This window comes from Streptomyces sp. NPDC020489, from assembly GCF_044386545.1.
In the GTDB taxonomy this organism is placed as follows: Bacteria; Actinomycetota; Actinomycetes; order Streptomycetales; family Streptomycetaceae; genus Streptomyces.
This window is the reverse complement of the sequence record NZ_JBIRUZ010000003.1, coordinates 471808-487913: the sequence shown is the minus strand read 5'-3', so window position 1 is coordinate 487913 and position 16106 is coordinate 471808. Positions and strand designations below refer to the sequence as shown.

Annotated in this window: 11 protein-coding genes; 8 read left to right on the top strand and 3 right to left on the bottom strand. The window is 72.7% G+C overall.

From position 1 onward, the window contains the following. Positions 1 to 15 precede the first annotated feature (15 nt). Together ACH41F_RS09215 and ACH41F_RS09210 are read left to right on the top strand one after the other, a co-directional pair. Positions 16 to 696: a hypothetical protein gene (locus ACH41F_RS09215; protein WP_391244858.1), complete on the top strand. Its 681-nt coding sequence runs from the start codon at positions 16 to 18 to the stop codon at positions 694 to 696. A 126-nt stretch (positions 697 to 822) separates the two neighbouring features. Then, positions 823 to 1326 (top strand): GNAT family N-acetyltransferase, encoded by a 504-nt coding sequence (locus ACH41F_RS09210; protein ID WP_391244856.1) that lies wholly within the window; start codon positions 823 to 825, stop codon positions 1324 to 1326. On the opposite strand, the gene ACH41F_RS09205 is transcribed toward ACH41F_RS09210, so the two are convergent. Then, positions 1323 to 2909 carry an AMP-binding protein gene (locus ACH41F_RS09205; RefSeq protein WP_398834054.1) on the bottom strand — a complete coding sequence of 529 codons (1587 nt, stop codon included), beginning with the start codon at positions 2907 to 2909 and terminating at the stop codon, positions 1323 to 1325. The genes ACH41F_RS09210 and ACH41F_RS09205 overlap by 4 nt on opposite strands. Continuing rightward, on the bottom strand, positions 2906 to 4570 hold the full coding sequence (locus ACH41F_RS09200) for an AMP-binding protein (RefSeq protein WP_391244851.1): 1665 nt from the start codon (positions 4568 to 4570) through the stop codon (positions 2906 to 2908). Before ACH41F_RS09200 ends, ACH41F_RS09205 begins: the two co-directional genes overlap by 4 nt. Before the next feature lie 102 nt (positions 4571 to 4672). Between ACH41F_RS09200 and ACH41F_RS09195 the strand changes: the two genes are divergently transcribed. From ACH41F_RS09195 to ACH41F_RS09185, 3 genes are all read left to right on the top strand, one after another. Further along, a complete protein-coding gene (locus ACH41F_RS09195) occupies positions 4673 to 5527 on the top strand; it encodes a LuxR C-terminal-related transcriptional regulator (RefSeq protein ID WP_391244848.1) in 855 nt (284 codons plus the stop codon). A 144-nt stretch (positions 5528 to 5671) separates the two neighbouring features. Next, entirely contained in the window at positions 5672 to 8494 is a 2823-nt protein-coding gene (locus ACH41F_RS09190) for an AAA family ATPase (protein WP_391244845.1), read from the top strand. Between the two features lie 227 nt (positions 8495 to 8721). Then, complete coding sequence (locus ACH41F_RS09185; RefSeq protein WP_391244933.1) at positions 8722 to 9513, top strand: trypsin-like serine protease; 792 nt, start codon at positions 8722 to 8724, stop codon at positions 9511 to 9513. A 96-nt stretch (positions 9514 to 9609) separates the two neighbouring features. On the opposite strand, the gene ACH41F_RS09180 is transcribed toward ACH41F_RS09185, so the two are convergent. After that, the gene (locus ACH41F_RS09180; RefSeq protein ID WP_398834051.1) at positions 9610 to 10713 is read right to left on the bottom strand and encodes a winged helix DNA-binding domain-containing protein; all 1104 of its coding nucleotides are present in this window, start codon (positions 10711 to 10713) and stop codon (positions 9610 to 9612) included. A gap of 277 nt (positions 10714 to 10990) precedes the next feature. Here ACH41F_RS09180 and ACH41F_RS09175 point away from each other — a divergent pair, with 277 nt between their 5' ends. Genes ACH41F_RS09175 through meaB form a run of 3 tightly spaced genes read left to right on the top strand, consistent with a single transcriptional unit; the run spans position 10991 to position 15956 of the window. Beyond that, positions 10991 to 12802: a methylmalonyl-CoA mutase family protein gene (locus tag ACH41F_RS09175; protein ID WP_398834049.1), complete on the top strand. Its 1812-nt coding sequence runs from the start codon at positions 10991 to 10993 to the stop codon at positions 12800 to 12802. Further along, the gene (scpA, locus tag ACH41F_RS09170; protein WP_391233994.1) at positions 12799 to 14982 is read left to right on the top strand and encodes a methylmalonyl-CoA mutase; all 2184 of its coding nucleotides are present in this window, start codon (positions 12799 to 12801) and stop codon (positions 14980 to 14982) included. The genes ACH41F_RS09175 and scpA overlap by 4 nt, the downstream gene beginning before the upstream one ends. Then, positions 14979 to 15956 carry a methylmalonyl Co-A mutase-associated GTPase MeaB gene (meaB, locus tag ACH41F_RS09165; protein ID WP_391233993.1) on the top strand — a complete coding sequence of 326 codons (978 nt, stop codon included), beginning with the start codon at positions 14979 to 14981 and terminating at the stop codon, positions 15954 to 15956. The genes scpA and meaB overlap by 4 nt, the downstream gene beginning before the upstream one ends. The last annotated feature ends 150 nt before the right edge of the window (positions 15957 to 16106 follow it).

Below are 16106 nucleotides of genomic sequence, written 5' to 3'. Positions count from 1 at the left end.
GCTCGCTGGAGGACGATGGGGTCCATGTCCGAGTGCGTGGCGGTGCGCTGCCCGGTCTGCCGGCGCGAACACCTCTATACGGCGCCGGAGTACCCGTGCGTCTGCGGAGCGCCCGTCCTCCCGCGGCTGGACCCGGGGGCGCCGGCCACGGCGGTCTCGCACCGCTCCTGGGAGGACGACTGGGTCACCGTGCGGTGCGCCTCCTGCGGGCGCGAGGGCGAGTGGCCGCGTCCGGAGCTGGGCTGCCCGTGCGGCACGGTGCTGCGCGTCCCGGTCGCGGCGGACACCCCGTCCCGGTGCGTCGAACCGACCCCGCGGCGCGCCTTCCAGCCGGTGACGATCCGCACGGCACGCGACGCGGTGACGGCCGCCGCGCTGTACCTGCGCTGGCTCGGCTACCGCGACATCCGCCGCGCGGACCAGCGCCCGCCGAACGGCGTCGGCATCGCCGCCCGGGGCCTGCTCGCCCAGGTCGACCCCACCGTCCGCCCGGCCTCCGCACGCGACGTGGAGTGCCTGTGGCTCACCGCCATGACCGAATCCGCGACCTGCGTCTACTTCTCCCTCGCCGGCTACGCCACGGAGGCCCGAGCGGTGGCCGACTCGCTACGGGTCCCCCTGTTCGTCCTCGACCTGACGGGAACCCCGCAGCCGGTGAACACCTTGGCGGACGAACTGGACGCGACGGAGCCGTAGGCCTCCGGCAGCGGGGCGAGGGTGGACGGGCGAGCGGGCGGGCGCCTCCACAGCAACCCGGGGCTCCATGGCCCCAGGGCTCCATGGCCCCGCGAGGAGTCCCGCCCCCTCCGCCATACTCGCGGCATGCGTATCCGCCCCGCGGCCGCCGACGAGCTGCCCGCCCTCCAGGACATCGAGCGTGCCGCCGGAACCCCGTTCCGTGCCCTCGGCATGGAGGCGATCGCCGATGACGATCCGCCGACCCTCGCCGATCTGGAGCGGTACCGGCGGGCGGGCCGGGCCTGGGTCGCCGCCGGTGAGGGGGCTCGGCCGGTGGGCTATCTGATCGCCGAGCCCGTCGACGGCGCCCTGCACGTCGAGCAGGTCTCCGTCCACCCCGACCTCGCGCGCCGCGGCATCGGCCGGACCCTCCTCTCGTACGCCGACGAGCGCGCCCGCGAGGACGGGCTGAGCGGTCTCACGCTGACCACCTTCACCGGGGTCCCGTGGAACGCCCCGTACTACGAGCGCCTCGGCTTCCGCGTCCTGGGCGAGGCCGAACTCACCCCCGGGCTGCGGAGGATCCGCGCCCGCGAGGCTGAACTCGGCCTCGACCGGTGGCCCAGGGTGTGCATGCGTCGCGGCTAGTCGGCCGCGTACGTCTCGCGCAGCTCGATCTTGCGCACCTTCCCGGACACCGTCATCGGGAACGACTCCAGCACCCGCAACCGGCTCGGCACCTTGTAGTGCGCCAGCCGTCCCTCGCAGAACGCCCGGACCTCCTCCAGGGTCGGGGGGTCGGCCGGGTCGCGCGGGATGACGCAGGCGAGCACCTCCTCGCCGTAGCGCTCGTGCGGGACCCCGACCACCTGGACGTCCGCGATCTTCGGATGGGCGTAGAGGAACTCCTCGATCTCGCGGGGGTAGATGTTCTCGCCACCCCGGATGATCATGTCCTTGATGCGGCCGACGATCTCGACGTACCCGTCCTCCCGCATCACCGCGAGGTCCCCGGTGTGCATCCAGCGGCCGGCGTCGACGGCCTCGGCGGTCTTCTCGGGCTCGTTCCAGTAGCCGAGCATCACGCTGTAGCCGCGGGTGCACAACTCCCCCGCCACGCCCCGGGGTTGGGTCACCCCGGCGGGGTCGACGACCTTCACCTCCACATGCGGCAGGACGCGGCCGACCGTGCCGGTGCGGTGCTCCAGGTCGTCCTCGCGCCGGGTCTGCGTGGAGACGGGCGAGGTCTCGGTCATGCCGTAGCAGATCGACACCTCGGCCATGTTCATCTCGCCGACCACCCGCTTCATCACCTCCACCGGGCAGGGCGAGCCCGCCATGATCCCGGTGCGCAGTGAGGAGAGGTCGTAGGTCGCGAAGTCGGGCAGGTTCAACTCCGCGATGAACATGGTCGGTACGCCGTACAGGGAGGTGCAGCGCTCTCGTTGGACCGCCTCCAGCGTGGCCCCGGGGTCGAAGGACGGGGCCGGGATCACGATGCAGGCGCCGTGCGAGGTGGCCGCGAGATTGCCCATGACCATGCCGAAGCAGTGGTAGAAGGGCACCGGCACGCAGATCCGGTCCCGCTCGCTGTAGGAGATCATCTCCCCGACGAAGTAACCGTTGTTGAGGATGTTGTGGTGGGAGAGGGTCGCCCCCTTGGGGAACCCGGTCGTGCCCGAGGTGTACTGGATGTTGATGGGGTCGTCGCAGGACAGCTCGGGGAACTCCGCGGGCACCCCGCGGGCGAGCAACGCGTCCCAGCTCGGGTCCCCGATGAACACGGTCTCCCGCAACTGCGGGCAACGGCCGCGCACTTCCTCCACCATCGCGCGGTAGTCGCTGCTCTTGTGGCTCAGGGACGCGAACAGCAGGGAGATCCCGGCCTGGTTGAGGACGTACTCGACCTCGTGGGTGCGGTAGGCCGGGTTGATGTTGACCATGATCGCGCCGATGCGGGCGGTGGCGTACTGGACCAGCACCCACTCGGGGCAGTTGATCGCCCAGATGCCCACCCGGTCGCCCTTGAGGACCCCGCTCGCGAGCAGCGCGTACGCCAACTCGTCCACGTCGGAGGCGAATTGGGCGTAGGTCCAGCGCCGACCGGACGGCATGTCGACCAGTGCCTCGCGGTCCGGCCAGGCCGCCACGGCCCGGTCCAGGTTCGCGCCGATGGTGCCGCCGAGCAGCGCCGTCGTGCTCGTTCCGTGGCTGTACGACCAAGTGGTCACCGGAAGTCCTCCTCGCGGTACTCGGCGTCCGAGCCCGCGGCCGTGGCCTCGCGCAGCTCGATGCGGCGGATCTTGCCCGAGACGGTCTTGGGCAGCGGCGCGAACTCCAGCCGGCGGATGCGCTTGTAGGGGGCGAGGACCTGCCGGGAGTGCTCGAAGAGCACCTTCGCGGTGTCTGGGCCCGGCTCCCAGCCCCGCGCCAGCACCACGTACGCCTTCGGCACCGCAAGCCGCAATTCGTCCGGCGCCGGCACCACCGCCGCCTCCGCCACCGCCTCGTGCTCCAGCAGCGCGCTCTCCAGCTCGAACGGGGAGATCTTGTAGTCGGACGCCTTGAACACGTCGTCCGCCCGCCCGACATACGTGAGGTAGCCGTCCGCGTCCCGCGAGGCGATGTCCCCGGTGCGGTAATAACCCCCGGCCATCGCCTCCGCCGTACGGTCGGCATCGCCGTGATATCCGGTCATCAGACCCACCGGCCGGGCCGACAGGTCCAGCGCGATCTCGCCCTCGGTGGCGCCCGGCGCCCCGGAGACCGGGTCGAGGAGTTCCACCGTGTAGCCGGGGCTGGGGCGGCCCATGGAGCCCGTCTTCAGCGGTTGGCCGGGGGTGTTGGCGACCTGGACGGCCGTCTCGGTCTGGCCGAAGCCGTCCCGGATCGTCACCCCCCACGCCTGCCGCACCTGCTCGATCACCTCCGGGTTCAACGGCTCCCCGGCCGCCACCACCTCACGCGGCGGAGTCCGCAGCTGGCCGAGGTCGGCCTGGATGAGCATGCGCCACACCGTCGGCGGGGCACAGAACGTCGTCACCCCCGCCCGGTCCATCTCCGCCATCAGCCGACCCGCGTCGAACCGCGTGTAGTTGTGGATGAAGACCGTCGCCTCCGCGTTCCACGGCGCGAAGAGGTTGGACCAGGCGTGCTTGGCCCAGCCCGGCGAGGAGATGTTCAGATGCACGTCACCGGGCCGCAGACCGATCCAGTACATCGTCGCCAAGTGCCCGATCGGGTACGAGGTGTGGGTGTGCTCCACCAGTTTGGGGCGGGCGGTGGTGCCGGAGGTGAAGTAGAGCATCAGCGGGTCGTCGGCGCGTGTCTCGCCGTCGGGCGCGAAGTCCGGGGAGGCGGCACAGGCGTCCTCGTAGCGCAGCCACCCCTCGGGGGCGCCGCCGACCGCGATCCGGGTGTAGCCGCCGGGCACGTCGTCGAACTTGGCCGTGTCCTCGGCCCGGACCAGGACGTGCCGGACGCGGCCGCGCTCGACCCGGTCGCGCAGGTCGGCGGGGCCGAGCAGCGGGGTGGCCGGGATGACGACGGCCCGGAGCTTCATCGCCGCGAGGGCGGTCTCCCACAGCTCGGTCTGGTTGCCGAGCATGACGAGGACGCGGTCCTCCGCGCCCACGCCCTGCGCGCGCAGCCAGTTCGCGGCGCGGTCCGAGCGCTCTGACAGCTCGGCGAAGGACAGCCGTACCTCCTCGCCGTCCTCCTCCACGATGTGCAGGGCGGTGCGGTCGTTCCCTTCGGCGATGACGTCGAACCAGTCGAGCGCCCAGTTGAAGCGGTCGGGGCGGGGCCAGGCGAAGCCCTCACAGGCCGCGGTGTAGTCCTCGCGGTGCTCCAGCAGGAAGTCCCGCGCGCTGCGGAAGTCGGCCGTCGTCATCTCTTCTGCTCTCCTCCATGCCGGACCATTGCCGGGCGGCTCTCTGCCATCGTGTAATCCGTGATGCAGGTCTCACTACCCCCGAACGGGGGTGTGCGCCGCATGGAAGGGGCGGAACAGGTGGCGGCAGACGCGGCGGACATCCGTACCGCACTCGTACGGCTGAGGCGGACGACCGGGCTGCCGGTGGCGTTCGGCGGGCTGGTGGAGGCCGGGCGGCCGCAGATGCGCATCAGCGAACTCAGCGGCACGGCCACCCCCGCGCTCCGCGCGCTCGCGGTCACCTCCGGCAACGGGCTGGGCGGCAAGGCGGTCGCCCTGGCCCGCCCGTGCGCGGTGACGGACTACTCCGCCTCCCGGCAGATCAGCCATGAGTACGACCTGCCGGTCGCGGCCGAGGGGCTGCGGTCGGTCGTGGCGGTGCCCGTGGTCGTACGGCGCCGGGTGCGCGGGGTCCTGTACGGCGCCCTGCGCACCGTCCAGCCGCTCGGCGACCGCACGCTGAGCGCGGCGGTGGCCGCGGCCCGGGACGTGGAGCAGGCGCTGGTCGTGCGGGACGAGGCGCGCGGGCTGGTGGAGGCGTCCCGTGCGGCCCGGGCCGCCGCGACCCGGACCGCGGTGGCCGATCCCGTGGCCCGGGAGCAGGTGCGGGAGGCCCACGCGGCCCTGCGCGCCCTGGCGCCGAGGATCACCGACCCGGCGCTGCGGGCCGAGCTGCTGGCCGCCTGCGGACTGCTGGCACCCCGGGCCCCCGTAGAGGAGGTCGGGCTCGCGCCTCGTGAGCTGGACGTCCTGGCGTGTGTGGCCGCGGGGGCGACGAACGCGGCGGCCGCCGAACGGCTGGGCCTGCGGCCGGAGACGGTCAAGGGCTATCTGCGCTCGGCGATGCGGAAGCTGGGGGCGCACACCCGTGGGGAGGCGGTGGTGGCGGCGCGCCGGACGGGGCTGTTGCCGTAACACACTGTTGACATTTCATTCATGCGTCGGTGCTTTGTATTTCTCCATGCCGCAAGGTTGTTATTTCCCTCACGACGCCGTCCGTCCGAATTTCAAAGAGATCTTGCCTAGAATTTGGCCCGGACACGACACAAGAGGGGAGCGGTGACGGTGCGACGCGACTTCAAGGAGCCTGCCAGATGCCGCCCCGACCTGGTCATCGGCCGGGAGGAGGTGTTCGGGCAGGCCCGGGAGCAGCTCGCCCGGGGCGGCAGCGTGCTCCTGCACGGCCCCGCCGGAATAGGAAAGTCGACCGTCCTGCGGGCTTTGGCCGCGGAAAACGGCGGCGCGGCCCGCACCGTGTTGCGCTGCTCGGCCACCGAGTCCGAATCCCACCTCCCCTTCCTCGCCCTCGCCGACCTGCTCGGCCTGGTCCTCGACGAGGTGTCCGGCAAGCTTCCCGCGGCCCAGCTCACCGCCCTGGAGTCGGCCCTCACCGGCCGCGGCGAGTCCACCCTCCAGCGCGACGGCCTCGCCCTGCGGCTCGCCGTGCTGTCGGCGCTGCGCGCGCTGGCCGCCGAGGGACCCGTGCTGATCGTCGCCGACGACGTGCAGTGGCTGGACTCGGCCAGCTCCGAGCTGCTCGGCTTCGCCGCCCGCCGGCTCGGCGACACCCCGGTGCGGATGCTGTGCGCGGTACGGACCGAGGGCCAGGAGTACGACCGTCATCTACGCGCGTCCCCGCCGGACACCCTCGCCCTGCGCGTCAACCCGCTGACCCGCCCCCAGGTCTCCGAGCTGCTCGGCCACCGCGGCTACACCGGCCTGCCCCGCTCCACCGTCCGGGACATCCACCGCACCAGCGGCGGCAACCCGCTCTTCGCCCTGGAACTCGGCCGCGCCCTGGACGAGAACCCCACCCCGCCCCGCCCGGGCGAACCGCTGCCGGTACCCACCTCGCTGCGCACCCTGGTGCTCAACCGCCTGGAGATGCTCTCGGACGAGGCCCGCCGCACCCTCCTGGTGGCCAGCGCCGGCGCCCGCCCGACCCCGGCCCTGCTGCGCGCGGCCGGCCGGGAGAACGCCGAGGCGGAGACCGCCCAGGCCGCCGCGCTGGGCCTGCTGGCCACCGACCCCGAGGGTCCCGCCGTACGGTTCGCGCATCCCCTGATCTCGGCCGCGCTGTACGCCGAGGCGCCCGCGCACGAACGGCGGGCCGCGCACGCCGCGCTGTCCAAGGCCGCCTCCGACCCGATCGAACGGGCCCGGCACCTCGCCCTGGCCACCACCGGCACCGACCAGGACACCGCCGACAGCCTCGCCGAGGCCGCCTCCCTCGCCCGGGACCGCGGCGCCCCCTCGGTCGCCGCCTCCCTCGGGCTGCTCGCCGCCCGGCACACCCCGGCCGACGGCGGTCCGGCTGCGGACACGCGCCGGCTCCAGGCCGCCGAGGACGCGATCACCGCCGGGGAGCTGGACCTCGCCCGGGACATCGCGCGGGACGTGCTGACCCGGGCGACCGTGCCGGCGGACCGGGTGCGGGCCTGGATCATCGTGATCGACACGGCCGGCCACGCCATGACGGAGGTCGACTCGGTCTTCCCGCAGGCCCTCGCCGACGCCGGGGACGACCCGCGGCTGCTGGCCCTGATCCACTACCAGCTGACCTGGCGGGCCCTGCTCGTCGACGGCGACTTCGACCGGGCCCGCGAGGAGGCCGCGCACTCGGCGGCGCTCGCCGAACGGGCCGGCGACCGCTACAACGAGCTGATGGCGCTCGCCTTCCAGGCCCAGATCGAGACCCTGATGGGCCACCCGGACGCGCCCGCCACCATCAAGCGCGCCCTGAAGGAACCCCAGGACCCGAGGGTGGCCTGCCATCACAACGGGGCCGGCTACTCCCGGTTCCGCTGGCTGATCATGAGCGACCAGCTGTCCGAGGCCCGCGCCACGGTCACGGCGCTGCTGCGCGAGGTGCAGCGGCGCGGCTCGGTCGAGAGCGAGGTGCACTTCCTGCGCGGGGTCGCCGAGACAGAACTGCGCTCCGGGCACTGCGGGCGCGCCCTCGACCTCGCCCGGGAGAGCCTGCTGCTGGCCCGGGACACCGGCATCGGGGAGGTCGCGTCCTGCGTGCTGACCTCCCTCGGCGAGGCGTCCGGCGGCGATGTCGGGCGGGCCCTGGAGCTGGCCCACGAGGCGGTCGAGCACGCCGAGCGCGACGGCGACCAGATGTACGTCTCCCGCGCCCTGGCCGCCCTCGGCTACGCCCAGCTGGTCGCCGGGGACGCCGAGGGGACGGTTCGCTCGCTGCGCCGGGTGCGCGAGCTGGAGGACGGGCTCGGCATCACCGATCCCGCGCGTGGCCGCTGGCAGGGTGACCTCGCCGAGGCCCTGGTCCGCACAGGTGAACTGCGCGAGGCACAGGACGTCGTCGACGTCACCCGCGAACAGGCGCTGCGGCTCGGCCGCGAGAGCGTCCTGGCCGTGCTGGACCGCGCGGAGGCGCTGCTGCGGGCCGCGCGCGGCGAGCGCGAGGCCGCGCTCGCCCAGCTGACCTCGGTGCAGGACCGGCTCGCCAAGCTCGGCTACGGCCTGGAGGAGGCCCGCACCGCCTTCGCGCTGGCCCGGCTGCGCCCGCAACGGCCCGGTTCGACGTCGTACGACGAGGCGGCCCGGCTCTTCCGCCGCTGCCGGGCGCTGCCCTGGCTGCGCCAGGTGGAGGCGGCGACCGCCCAGCCGGCCGTCGCGCCGGAACCGCCCGCGCCCGTGCCCCCGGCGGACGCGCTGGAGGGGCTGGAGGGGCTGGCCTCGATGGAGCGTCAGGTCGCGGCCCTCGTCATGGAGGGCGCGACCAACCGGGAGATAGCCGCCCGGCTGTTCATCAGCGTCAAGACGGTGGAGGCGACCCTGACCCGGGTCTACCGCAAGCTGGGCATCCGCTCGCGGGTGGACATCGTCCGCCTGGCGGCGGGGCGCCGCACGAAGTGAGGGGGCGCGGGTTTTACTGCCCGCGCGGGTTTGCCGCCGCCCCACCGAGGGTTATCCCTGTCCAACTCCCCTAGGGGGTTCCCTCATTGGGACGGGGAACTTCCGGGTTCTAGCTTATGAACGTGCCGCTCGCCCGGGCATACGGGGGTCGGTCCCGCGACCCCCGTGCTCCACCCCCCACACCCGCGCGACCCCCCACCGGCAACCCCCCACTGAGGAGACTCATGTTGTTCGGGCTCAACCGCGCCAGGAAGACCGCCGCGCTCGTCGCGGCGACCGCTGCCGCCGCCGCGACAGCGCTGCTCGGCGCCCCCACCGCCGTGGCCGCTCCCCAGCCCATCGTCGGCGGTACGACCACCACGACGACCGCGTACCCCTTCGTCATGCAGATCACGGACGCCTCGCAGAACCAGTTCTGCGGCGGCACCCTGGTCTCCGCCACCAAGGTCGTGACGGCGGCCCACTGCATGGTCGGCGAGACCACCAGCAGTGTGCGGGTCGTCGGCGGCCGCACCTACCTCAACGGCACGAACGGCACGGTCAGCCGGGTCAGCAAGATCTGGATCCACCCGTCCTACACGGACGCCACCAACGGTGACGACGTGGCCGTGCTGACCCTGTCGACGGCGATGTCGTACACCCCGGCGTCGTACGTCTCCTCCTCGCAGACGAGCGTGTACGCGGCCGGCACCACGGCCCGCATCCTCGGCTGGGGCACCACGTCGGCGGGCGGCAGCTCCTCCAACCAGCTGCGCACGGCGACCGTGCCGATCGTCTCCAACTCCAGCTGCGCGAGCAGCTACGGCTCGGACTTCATCTCGTCCGACATGGTTTGCGCCGGATACACCTCCGGCGGCACAGACACCTGCCAGGGCGACAGCGGCGGTCCCCTGCTCATCGGGGGCGTCCTGGCAGGGATCACTTCTTGGGGCGAGGGTTGCGCACAGGCCGGTTACCCGGGTGTCTACACCCGGCTGACCACCTTCTCCAGCCTGGTGACCACCCAGGTCAACTCATGACCCCGAAGATCTCCTGAGCACCCCTCAGGTGACAGACCAGGGGGCGTTGCGGGCCTCCACGAGCGGCCCGCAACGCCCCCTGTCCACGCCCCGGCCTCAGGGCTGTCCGACGACGGTCCCGAACCGGATGTCGTACGAGGTCCCCGGGTGCAGCACGGCCAGCATCCGGGCGCCCTCCTCGGCGACCTCGGTCCGCTGGGCCCGGGTGAGTGCGCCGAAGGGTTCGACGACGAGTTCCGTGTCCGTCAGCTTCCAGACGCCGGCGAGGAAGCCGTCGACCAGCAGGGTGCTGTAGGCCATGTTCCCCGCCCAGCTGCGGCCCCAGTACGCGGGCGGGATGACGCGGGTGCGGTCGGCGTGGGACAGCAGGAGGTTGTCGAACTCGGGCAGGAAGCGCGGCGGGGCCGGGGTGTCGGCGGCGGGGCGGGGGGCGTCGGGGAGGTCGAAGAGTTCGACGCCGTGCTCGTCGCGGAAGGTCAGCAGCCGGGGGCGCAGGCGCTCGAAGGCGTCCTTCAGGCGGGTGAGTCCGGCCCAGGTCTGCATGTCCTTGACCGAGGCGGGCCCGAAGGCGGCGAGGTAGCGCAGGACGGTGGCGTCCGGGGCCGGCGCGGGCTCGGCCGAGCGGCCCAGCCAGTGCTCGACGGTGGTGAGGGCGACCTGGCCGCTGCGCCCCCACAGTCCGCGCGGGGTGACCTGGACGAGGGGGAGGCGACAGCGGGCGGCGATCGCGAGGGCCTGCGGGTCGGCGTCCGGCCACTCGGTGAGGAGCTCCTCGCGCAGCTGCTTCATGGTCCGCGGCTCGGCCTCGACGAGGTCCCGGGCGAGCGCGGCGAGGCGGTCGAGGTCGACGCCCTGAAGTCCCTTGCGGAACTGGGTGAGTTCGCGCTCGCGGGCCCCCTGCACCAGCGGGCGCAGGGTGAGGGCGTCGTCGGCGGTGTGGGTGTGGATGGTCGAGCGCAGGGTGACGATGCGGACGACCTCGCGATCGGCCATCAGCGTCGACAACTCCTCGGGCGCGAAGCCCTGGAGACGAGCGGCGAGCGCGTAGTACGGCGGCTTGACGTTCTGCGCCTGGAGGCCGAGCAGCCGCTCGACGGCCGCCTTCGCGGGGAGCTCGGCCCGGCGCAGAAGGAACTGCCGGTCGAGGGTCGCGCGGTTGAGGGCGCGGGTGTCGAGCACGGGGGCCGTCGTCTTCGTCATGGGACCCACGCTACGGACACTTGCGGACACCTTCTGTCCGCAAGCCTCGCCGCCCCGCCTGTTTCCTTGACCGCGCGGGCACCCGGAGGCGGTATGCGCGGTATGTCCTGCCTGCGATCACCCAGTCGGCGGCCCGCACCGTTGCCGCAGATTCGTTGCAACAACCGCGTTCTCGGCACCCCCGTCGGGTGCGTGGGCGGCGTCACATTCAGCGCGAGGGAAACGTCACAGCCGATCCTCTGCTACGGCTGGAGCCCGCTGCCCTAGCATCCGACGCATGACGGTCCTGCCTGACGACGGGCTTGAGCTGGCCGGTGAGTTCCCTGACGTTCCCCACGAGCAGTGGCAGCGCCTCGTGGCGGGTGTCCTGCGCAAGGCGGGCAAGGACGTCGAGGGCCCCGCGGCCGAGGAAGCCCTGTCCACCGCGCTGGAGGACGGGTTGCGCACCCGGCCTCTGTACACCGCGCTCGACGCCGCGCCCGAGCCCGGCCTGCCCGGCTTCGCCCCCTTCGTACGGGCGGGCCGTGCCGAAGGGAACACGGTCGGCGGCTGGGACGTACGGCAGCGCCATGTCACGGCCGACAACCCCGCGGTCCTGGCCGACCTGGAGAACGGCGTCACCTCCCTGTGGCTGGCGGTCGGCGAGAGCGGCATCCCCGTGTCGTCGCTGGCCCGCGTCCTCGACGGCGTGTACCTGGACCTGGCGCCCCTCGTCCTCGACGCGGGGCCGGAGGTCGAGGCCGCCGCACAGGAGGTGCTCCGGCTGTACGAGGAGCGCGGGGTCGCGCGGGACGCGGTGCGCGGCAACCTGGGCGCCGACCCGCTGGGGCACCAGGCGCGGACCGGGCAGGATCACGACTTCGCCCCCATCGCCCACCTCGCCCGGCGCTGCGCCGAGGAGTACCCGGGGCTGCGGGCGCTGACCGTGGACGCGTTGCCGTACCACGAGGCCGGTGGCTCGGCCGCCGAGGAGCTGGGCAGCTCGCTTGCGACCGGTGTGGCGTACCTGCGTCGGCTGACCGAGGCGGGACTGAGCGTCCAACAGGCCTGCGCGCAGCTGGAGTTCCGGTACGCGGCGACCGCCGACCAGTTCCTGACGATCGCCAAGCTGCGCGCCGCGCGCCGGCTGTGGGCCCGCGTCGCCGAGGTGTGCGGGGCACCGGAGGCGGGAGCACAGCTCCAGCACGCGGTGACCTCGCCGGTGATGATGACGCGCCGCGACCCGTGGGTGAACATGCTGCGCGCGACCATCGCCACGCTGGCCGCCGGCGCGGGCGGCGCCGAGTCCGTCACCGTGCTGCCCTTCGACCACGCGCTCGGCCTGCCGGACGCGTTCGCCCGGCGCATCGCCCGCAACACCTCGACGATCCTCATCGAGGAGTCCCACCTGGCCCGCGTCATCGACCCGGCGGGCGGCTCCTGGTACGTGGAGCGGCTCACCGACGAACTCGCCCACGCGGGCTGGGAGTTCTTCCAGGAGATCGAGGGGGCGGGCGGTCAGGCGGCCGCTCTCGGCTCCGGGATGCTGCGCGACCGGCTCGCCGCCACCTGGGCCGCCCGCAGCGCGAAGCTCGCCGGACGCCGCGAACCGATCACCGGCGTCAGCGAGTTCCCGCACCTGGGCGAGAAGCCGGTGGTGCGCGAGCCGGCGCCCGAGCCGCCGACCGGGGGTCTGCCCCGGGTCCGGCGCGACGAGGCGTTCGAGGCGCTGCGGGCCCGCTCCGACGCCCACCTGGCGGCGACCGGCGCCCGGCCCCGGATCTTCCTGGCCGCCCTCGGCCCGGCCGCAGCCCACACCGCGCGGCTCACCTTCGCGGCCAACCTCTTCCAGGCGGGCGGCATCGAACCCGTCACCGAGGGCGACTTCGAGGACAGCGGGGCCGCCGAGGCCTGCCTGTGCTCCAGCGACGCCCTGTACGAGGAGCGGGCGGAGAGCGTGGCGGCCGAACTGACCGCCGCCGGCGCCTCGCATGTGTTCCTCGCCGGGCGGCCCGCGGGGTACGCCGGCGTCGACGGTTACGTCTTCGCGGGCTGCGACGCCGTCGCCGTCCTGTCCGACACCCTCGACCGCATGGGAGTGTCCCGATGACGACCCCCTCCATCCCCGACTTCTCCGGGATCGACCTGGGGACCCCGGCCCTCGCCGGCGGCACCGACGAGTGGCAGGCGGCGCTGAAGAAGGCGGCCGGCGGCGACGACCTGCTGTGGGAGACCCCCGAGGGCATCCCGGTCAAGCCGCTCTACACCGGCCAGGACCTCGAGGGTCTGGACTTCCTGGACACGCGGCCCGGCGCGGCGCCGTATCTGCGCGGCCCGTACCCGACGATGTACGTCAACCAGCCCTGGACGATCCGCCAGTACGCGGGGTTCTCCACCGCCGAGGAGTCCAACGCCTTCTACCGGCGCAATCTCGCGGCCGGCCAGAAGGGCCTGTCGGTCGCGTTCGACCTGCCCACGCACCGCGGTTACGACAGCGACCACCCGCGTGTGACGGGTGACGTCGGCATGGCGGGCGTGGCCATCGACTCGATTCTCGACATGCGGCAGCTCTTCGACGGCATCCCCCTCGACAAGATGTCCGTGTCGATGACGATGAACGGCGCCGTGCTGCCGGTGCTGGCGCTGTACATCGTGGCGGCGGAGGAACAGGGCGTACCGCCGGAGAAGTTGGCCGGGACCATCCAGAACGACATCCTCAAGGAGTTCATGGTCCGCAACACCTACATCTATCCGCCGAAGCCGTCGATGCGGATCATCTCCGACATCTTCGCGTTCACCTCGCAGCGGATGCCGCGCTACAACTCGATCTCCATCTCCGGCTACCACATCCAGGAGGCCGGCGCGACGGCCGATCTGGAGCTGGCGTACACCCTCGCGGACGGGGTCGAGTACATCCGTGCGGGACGCGAAGTCGGCCTGGACGTGGACGCGTTCGCGCCCAGGCTGTCGTTCTTCTGGGCGATCGGCATGAACTTCTTCATGGAGATCGCCAAGCTCCGCGCGGCCCGCCTGCTGTGGGCGAAGCTGGTGAGGCAGTTCGACCCGCAGAACCCCAAGTCGCTGTCCCTGCGCACCCATTCGCAGACCTCCGGCTGGTCGCTGACCGCGCAGGACGTGTTCAACAACGTCACGCGCACCTGCGTCGAGGCGATGGCGGCGACCCAGGGCCACACCCAGTCGCTGCACACCAACGCCCTCGACGAGGCACTCGCGTTGCCCACCGACTTCTCGGCGCGCATCGCCCGCAACACCCAGCTGCTGCTCCAGCAGGAGTCCGGCACGACCCGGGTCATCGACCCGTGGGGCGGCAGCGCGTACGTGGAGAAGCTGACGTACGACCTCGCGCGTCGGGCCTGGCAGCACATCCAGGAGGTCGAGCAGGCCGGCGGCATGGCCAAGGCCATCGACGCGGGCATCCCGAAGCTGCGCATCGAGGAGGCCGCGGCGCGCACCCAGGCGCGTATCGACTCCGGGCGCCAGCCGGTGATCGGCGTCAACAAGTACCGCGTCGAGACCGACGAGCAGATCGACGTCCTCAAGGTCGACAACTCCTCGGTGCGCACCCAGCAGATCGCCAAGCTGCGGCGGCTGCGCGCGGAGCGCGACGAGCAGGCCTGCCAGGACTCGCTGGACGCGCTCACCCGGGCCGCCGGCGGCGAGGGCAACCTGCTGGAGCTGGCCGTGAACGCGGCCCGCGCCAAGGCCACCGTCGGGGAGATCTCCGACGCCCTGGAGAAGGTGTACGGGCGGCACGCGAGCCAGATCCGTACGATCTCCGGCGTGTACCGCAACGAAGCCGGCGAGTCCCCGTCCGTGGACCGCACCCGCGCCCTGGTCTCCGACTTCGCCGAGGAGGAGGGCCGCCGCCCCCGCATCCTGGTCGCCAAGATGGGCCAGGACGGCCATGACCGCGGCCAGAAGGTCATCGCCACCGCCTTCGCCGACCTCGGCTTCGACGTCGACGTCGGCCCCCTGTTCCAGACGCCGGCCGAGGTCGCCCGCCAGGCGGTCGAGGCGGACGTGCACATCGTCGGCGTCTCCTCGCTGGCCGCCGGCCATCTCACCCTCGTACCGGCGCTCAAGGAGCAGCTGGCCGAGGAGGGGCGCGAGGACATCATGATCGTGGTCGGCGGGGTGATCCCGCCGCAGGACGTGCCCACGCTCCTGGAGATGGGCGCGGCGGCCGTCTTCCCCCCGGGGACGGTGATCCCGGACGCGGCGTACGACCTGGTCAAGCGGTTGTCGCACGACCTCGGGCACGACCTGTGATCGATGTCGACGCGTATGTGAAGGGTGTGCTCGACGGCAAGCGTGCGCTCGTCGCCCGCGCCATCACGCTCGTCGAGTCGACCCGGCCCCGGCACCGGGCGCTGGCGCAGGAGCTGCTCACCGAGCTGCTCCCGCACAGCGGCCGGGCCCGGCGGATCGGCGTCAGCGGGGTGCCGGGGGTCGGCAAGTCGACGTTCATCGACGCGTTCGGCACCATGCTGACCTCGCGCGGGCATCGGGTCGCCGTGCTCGCCGTCGACCCGTCGTCGAGCCGGACCGGCGGCTCCATCCTGGGCGACAAGACCCGGATGGAACGCCTCGCCGTGGACCCGGCGGCGTTCGTGCGGCCCTCCCCCAGCGCGGGCACGCTCGGCGGCGTCGCCAAGGCCACCCGCGAGTCCATGGTGGTGATGGAGGCGGCCGGTTACGACGTGATCCTCGTCGAGACGGTCGGGGTCGGCCAGTCCGAGACCGCCGTGGCCAACATGGTCGACTCCTTCCTGCTCCTCTCCCTCGCCCGCACCGGCGACCAGCTCCAGGGCATCAAGAAGGGCGTCCTGGAGCTGGCCGACGTGATCGCCGTCAACAAGGCGGACGGCCCGCACCAGCGGGACGCGCAGGCGGCGGCACGGGAGTTGGCCGGCGCACTGCGGCTGATGCACGGCAAGGACGCGTTCTGGACGCCGCCGGTGCTCAGTTGCAGCGCCCGGGAGTCGACCGGCCTGGACGCCGTGTGGGAGCGCCTGGAACAGCACCGCACACTGCTGGACTCCACCGGGCGGCTCGCCGCCAAGCGCCGGGACCAGCAGGTCGACTGGACGTGGAACATGGTCCGCGACGAACTCCTCGGCCGACTCCACGCCGACCCCGGCGTACGCGCCCTGGCGCCCCGCCTCGAACAGCAGGTCAGAGACGGCGAATTGACGGCGACACTGGCGGCGGAACGGATCCTTGAGGCGTTCGGGGAGAACTGACCCTGGTTCCTCGGGCAGGGGTGGCGCCTACTCGCCGCGGCTCAGGCGACGGCTACCGCGCGACGGGGTTCACGGCCTGATCAGCTGGAGCGGCCGGAGCAGGCGCTTGAGCCTCACTGGCTGGAACACCCCTGCCCAGCCCCGCAGTTG

Coding starts and splice junctions, on each gene's coding strand:
- ACH41F_RS09180 (WP_398834051.1), bottom strand. CDS start 10,713: ATGACGAAGACGACGGCCCCCGTGCTCGACACCCGCGCCCTCAACCGC.
- ACH41F_RS09175 (WP_398834049.1), top strand. CDS start 10,991: ATGACGGTCCTGCCTGACGACGGGCTTGAGCTGGCCGGTGAGTTCCCT.
- ACH41F_RS09195 (WP_391244848.1), top strand. CDS start 4,673: ATGGAAGGGGCGGAACAGGTGGCGGCAGACGCGGCGGACATCCGTACC.
- ACH41F_RS09200 (WP_391244851.1), bottom strand. CDS start 4,570: ATGACGACGGCCGACTTCCGCAGCGCGCGGGACTTCCTGCTGGAGCAC.
- scpA (WP_391233994.1), top strand. CDS start 12,799: ATGACGACCCCCTCCATCCCCGACTTCTCCGGGATCGACCTGGGGACC.
- ACH41F_RS09215 (WP_391244858.1), top strand. CDS start 16: ATGGGGTCCATGTCCGAGTGCGTGGCGGTGCGCTGCCCGGTCTGCCGG.
- ACH41F_RS09210 (WP_391244856.1), top strand. CDS start 823: ATGCGTATCCGCCCCGCGGCCGCCGACGAGCTGCCCGCCCTCCAGGAC.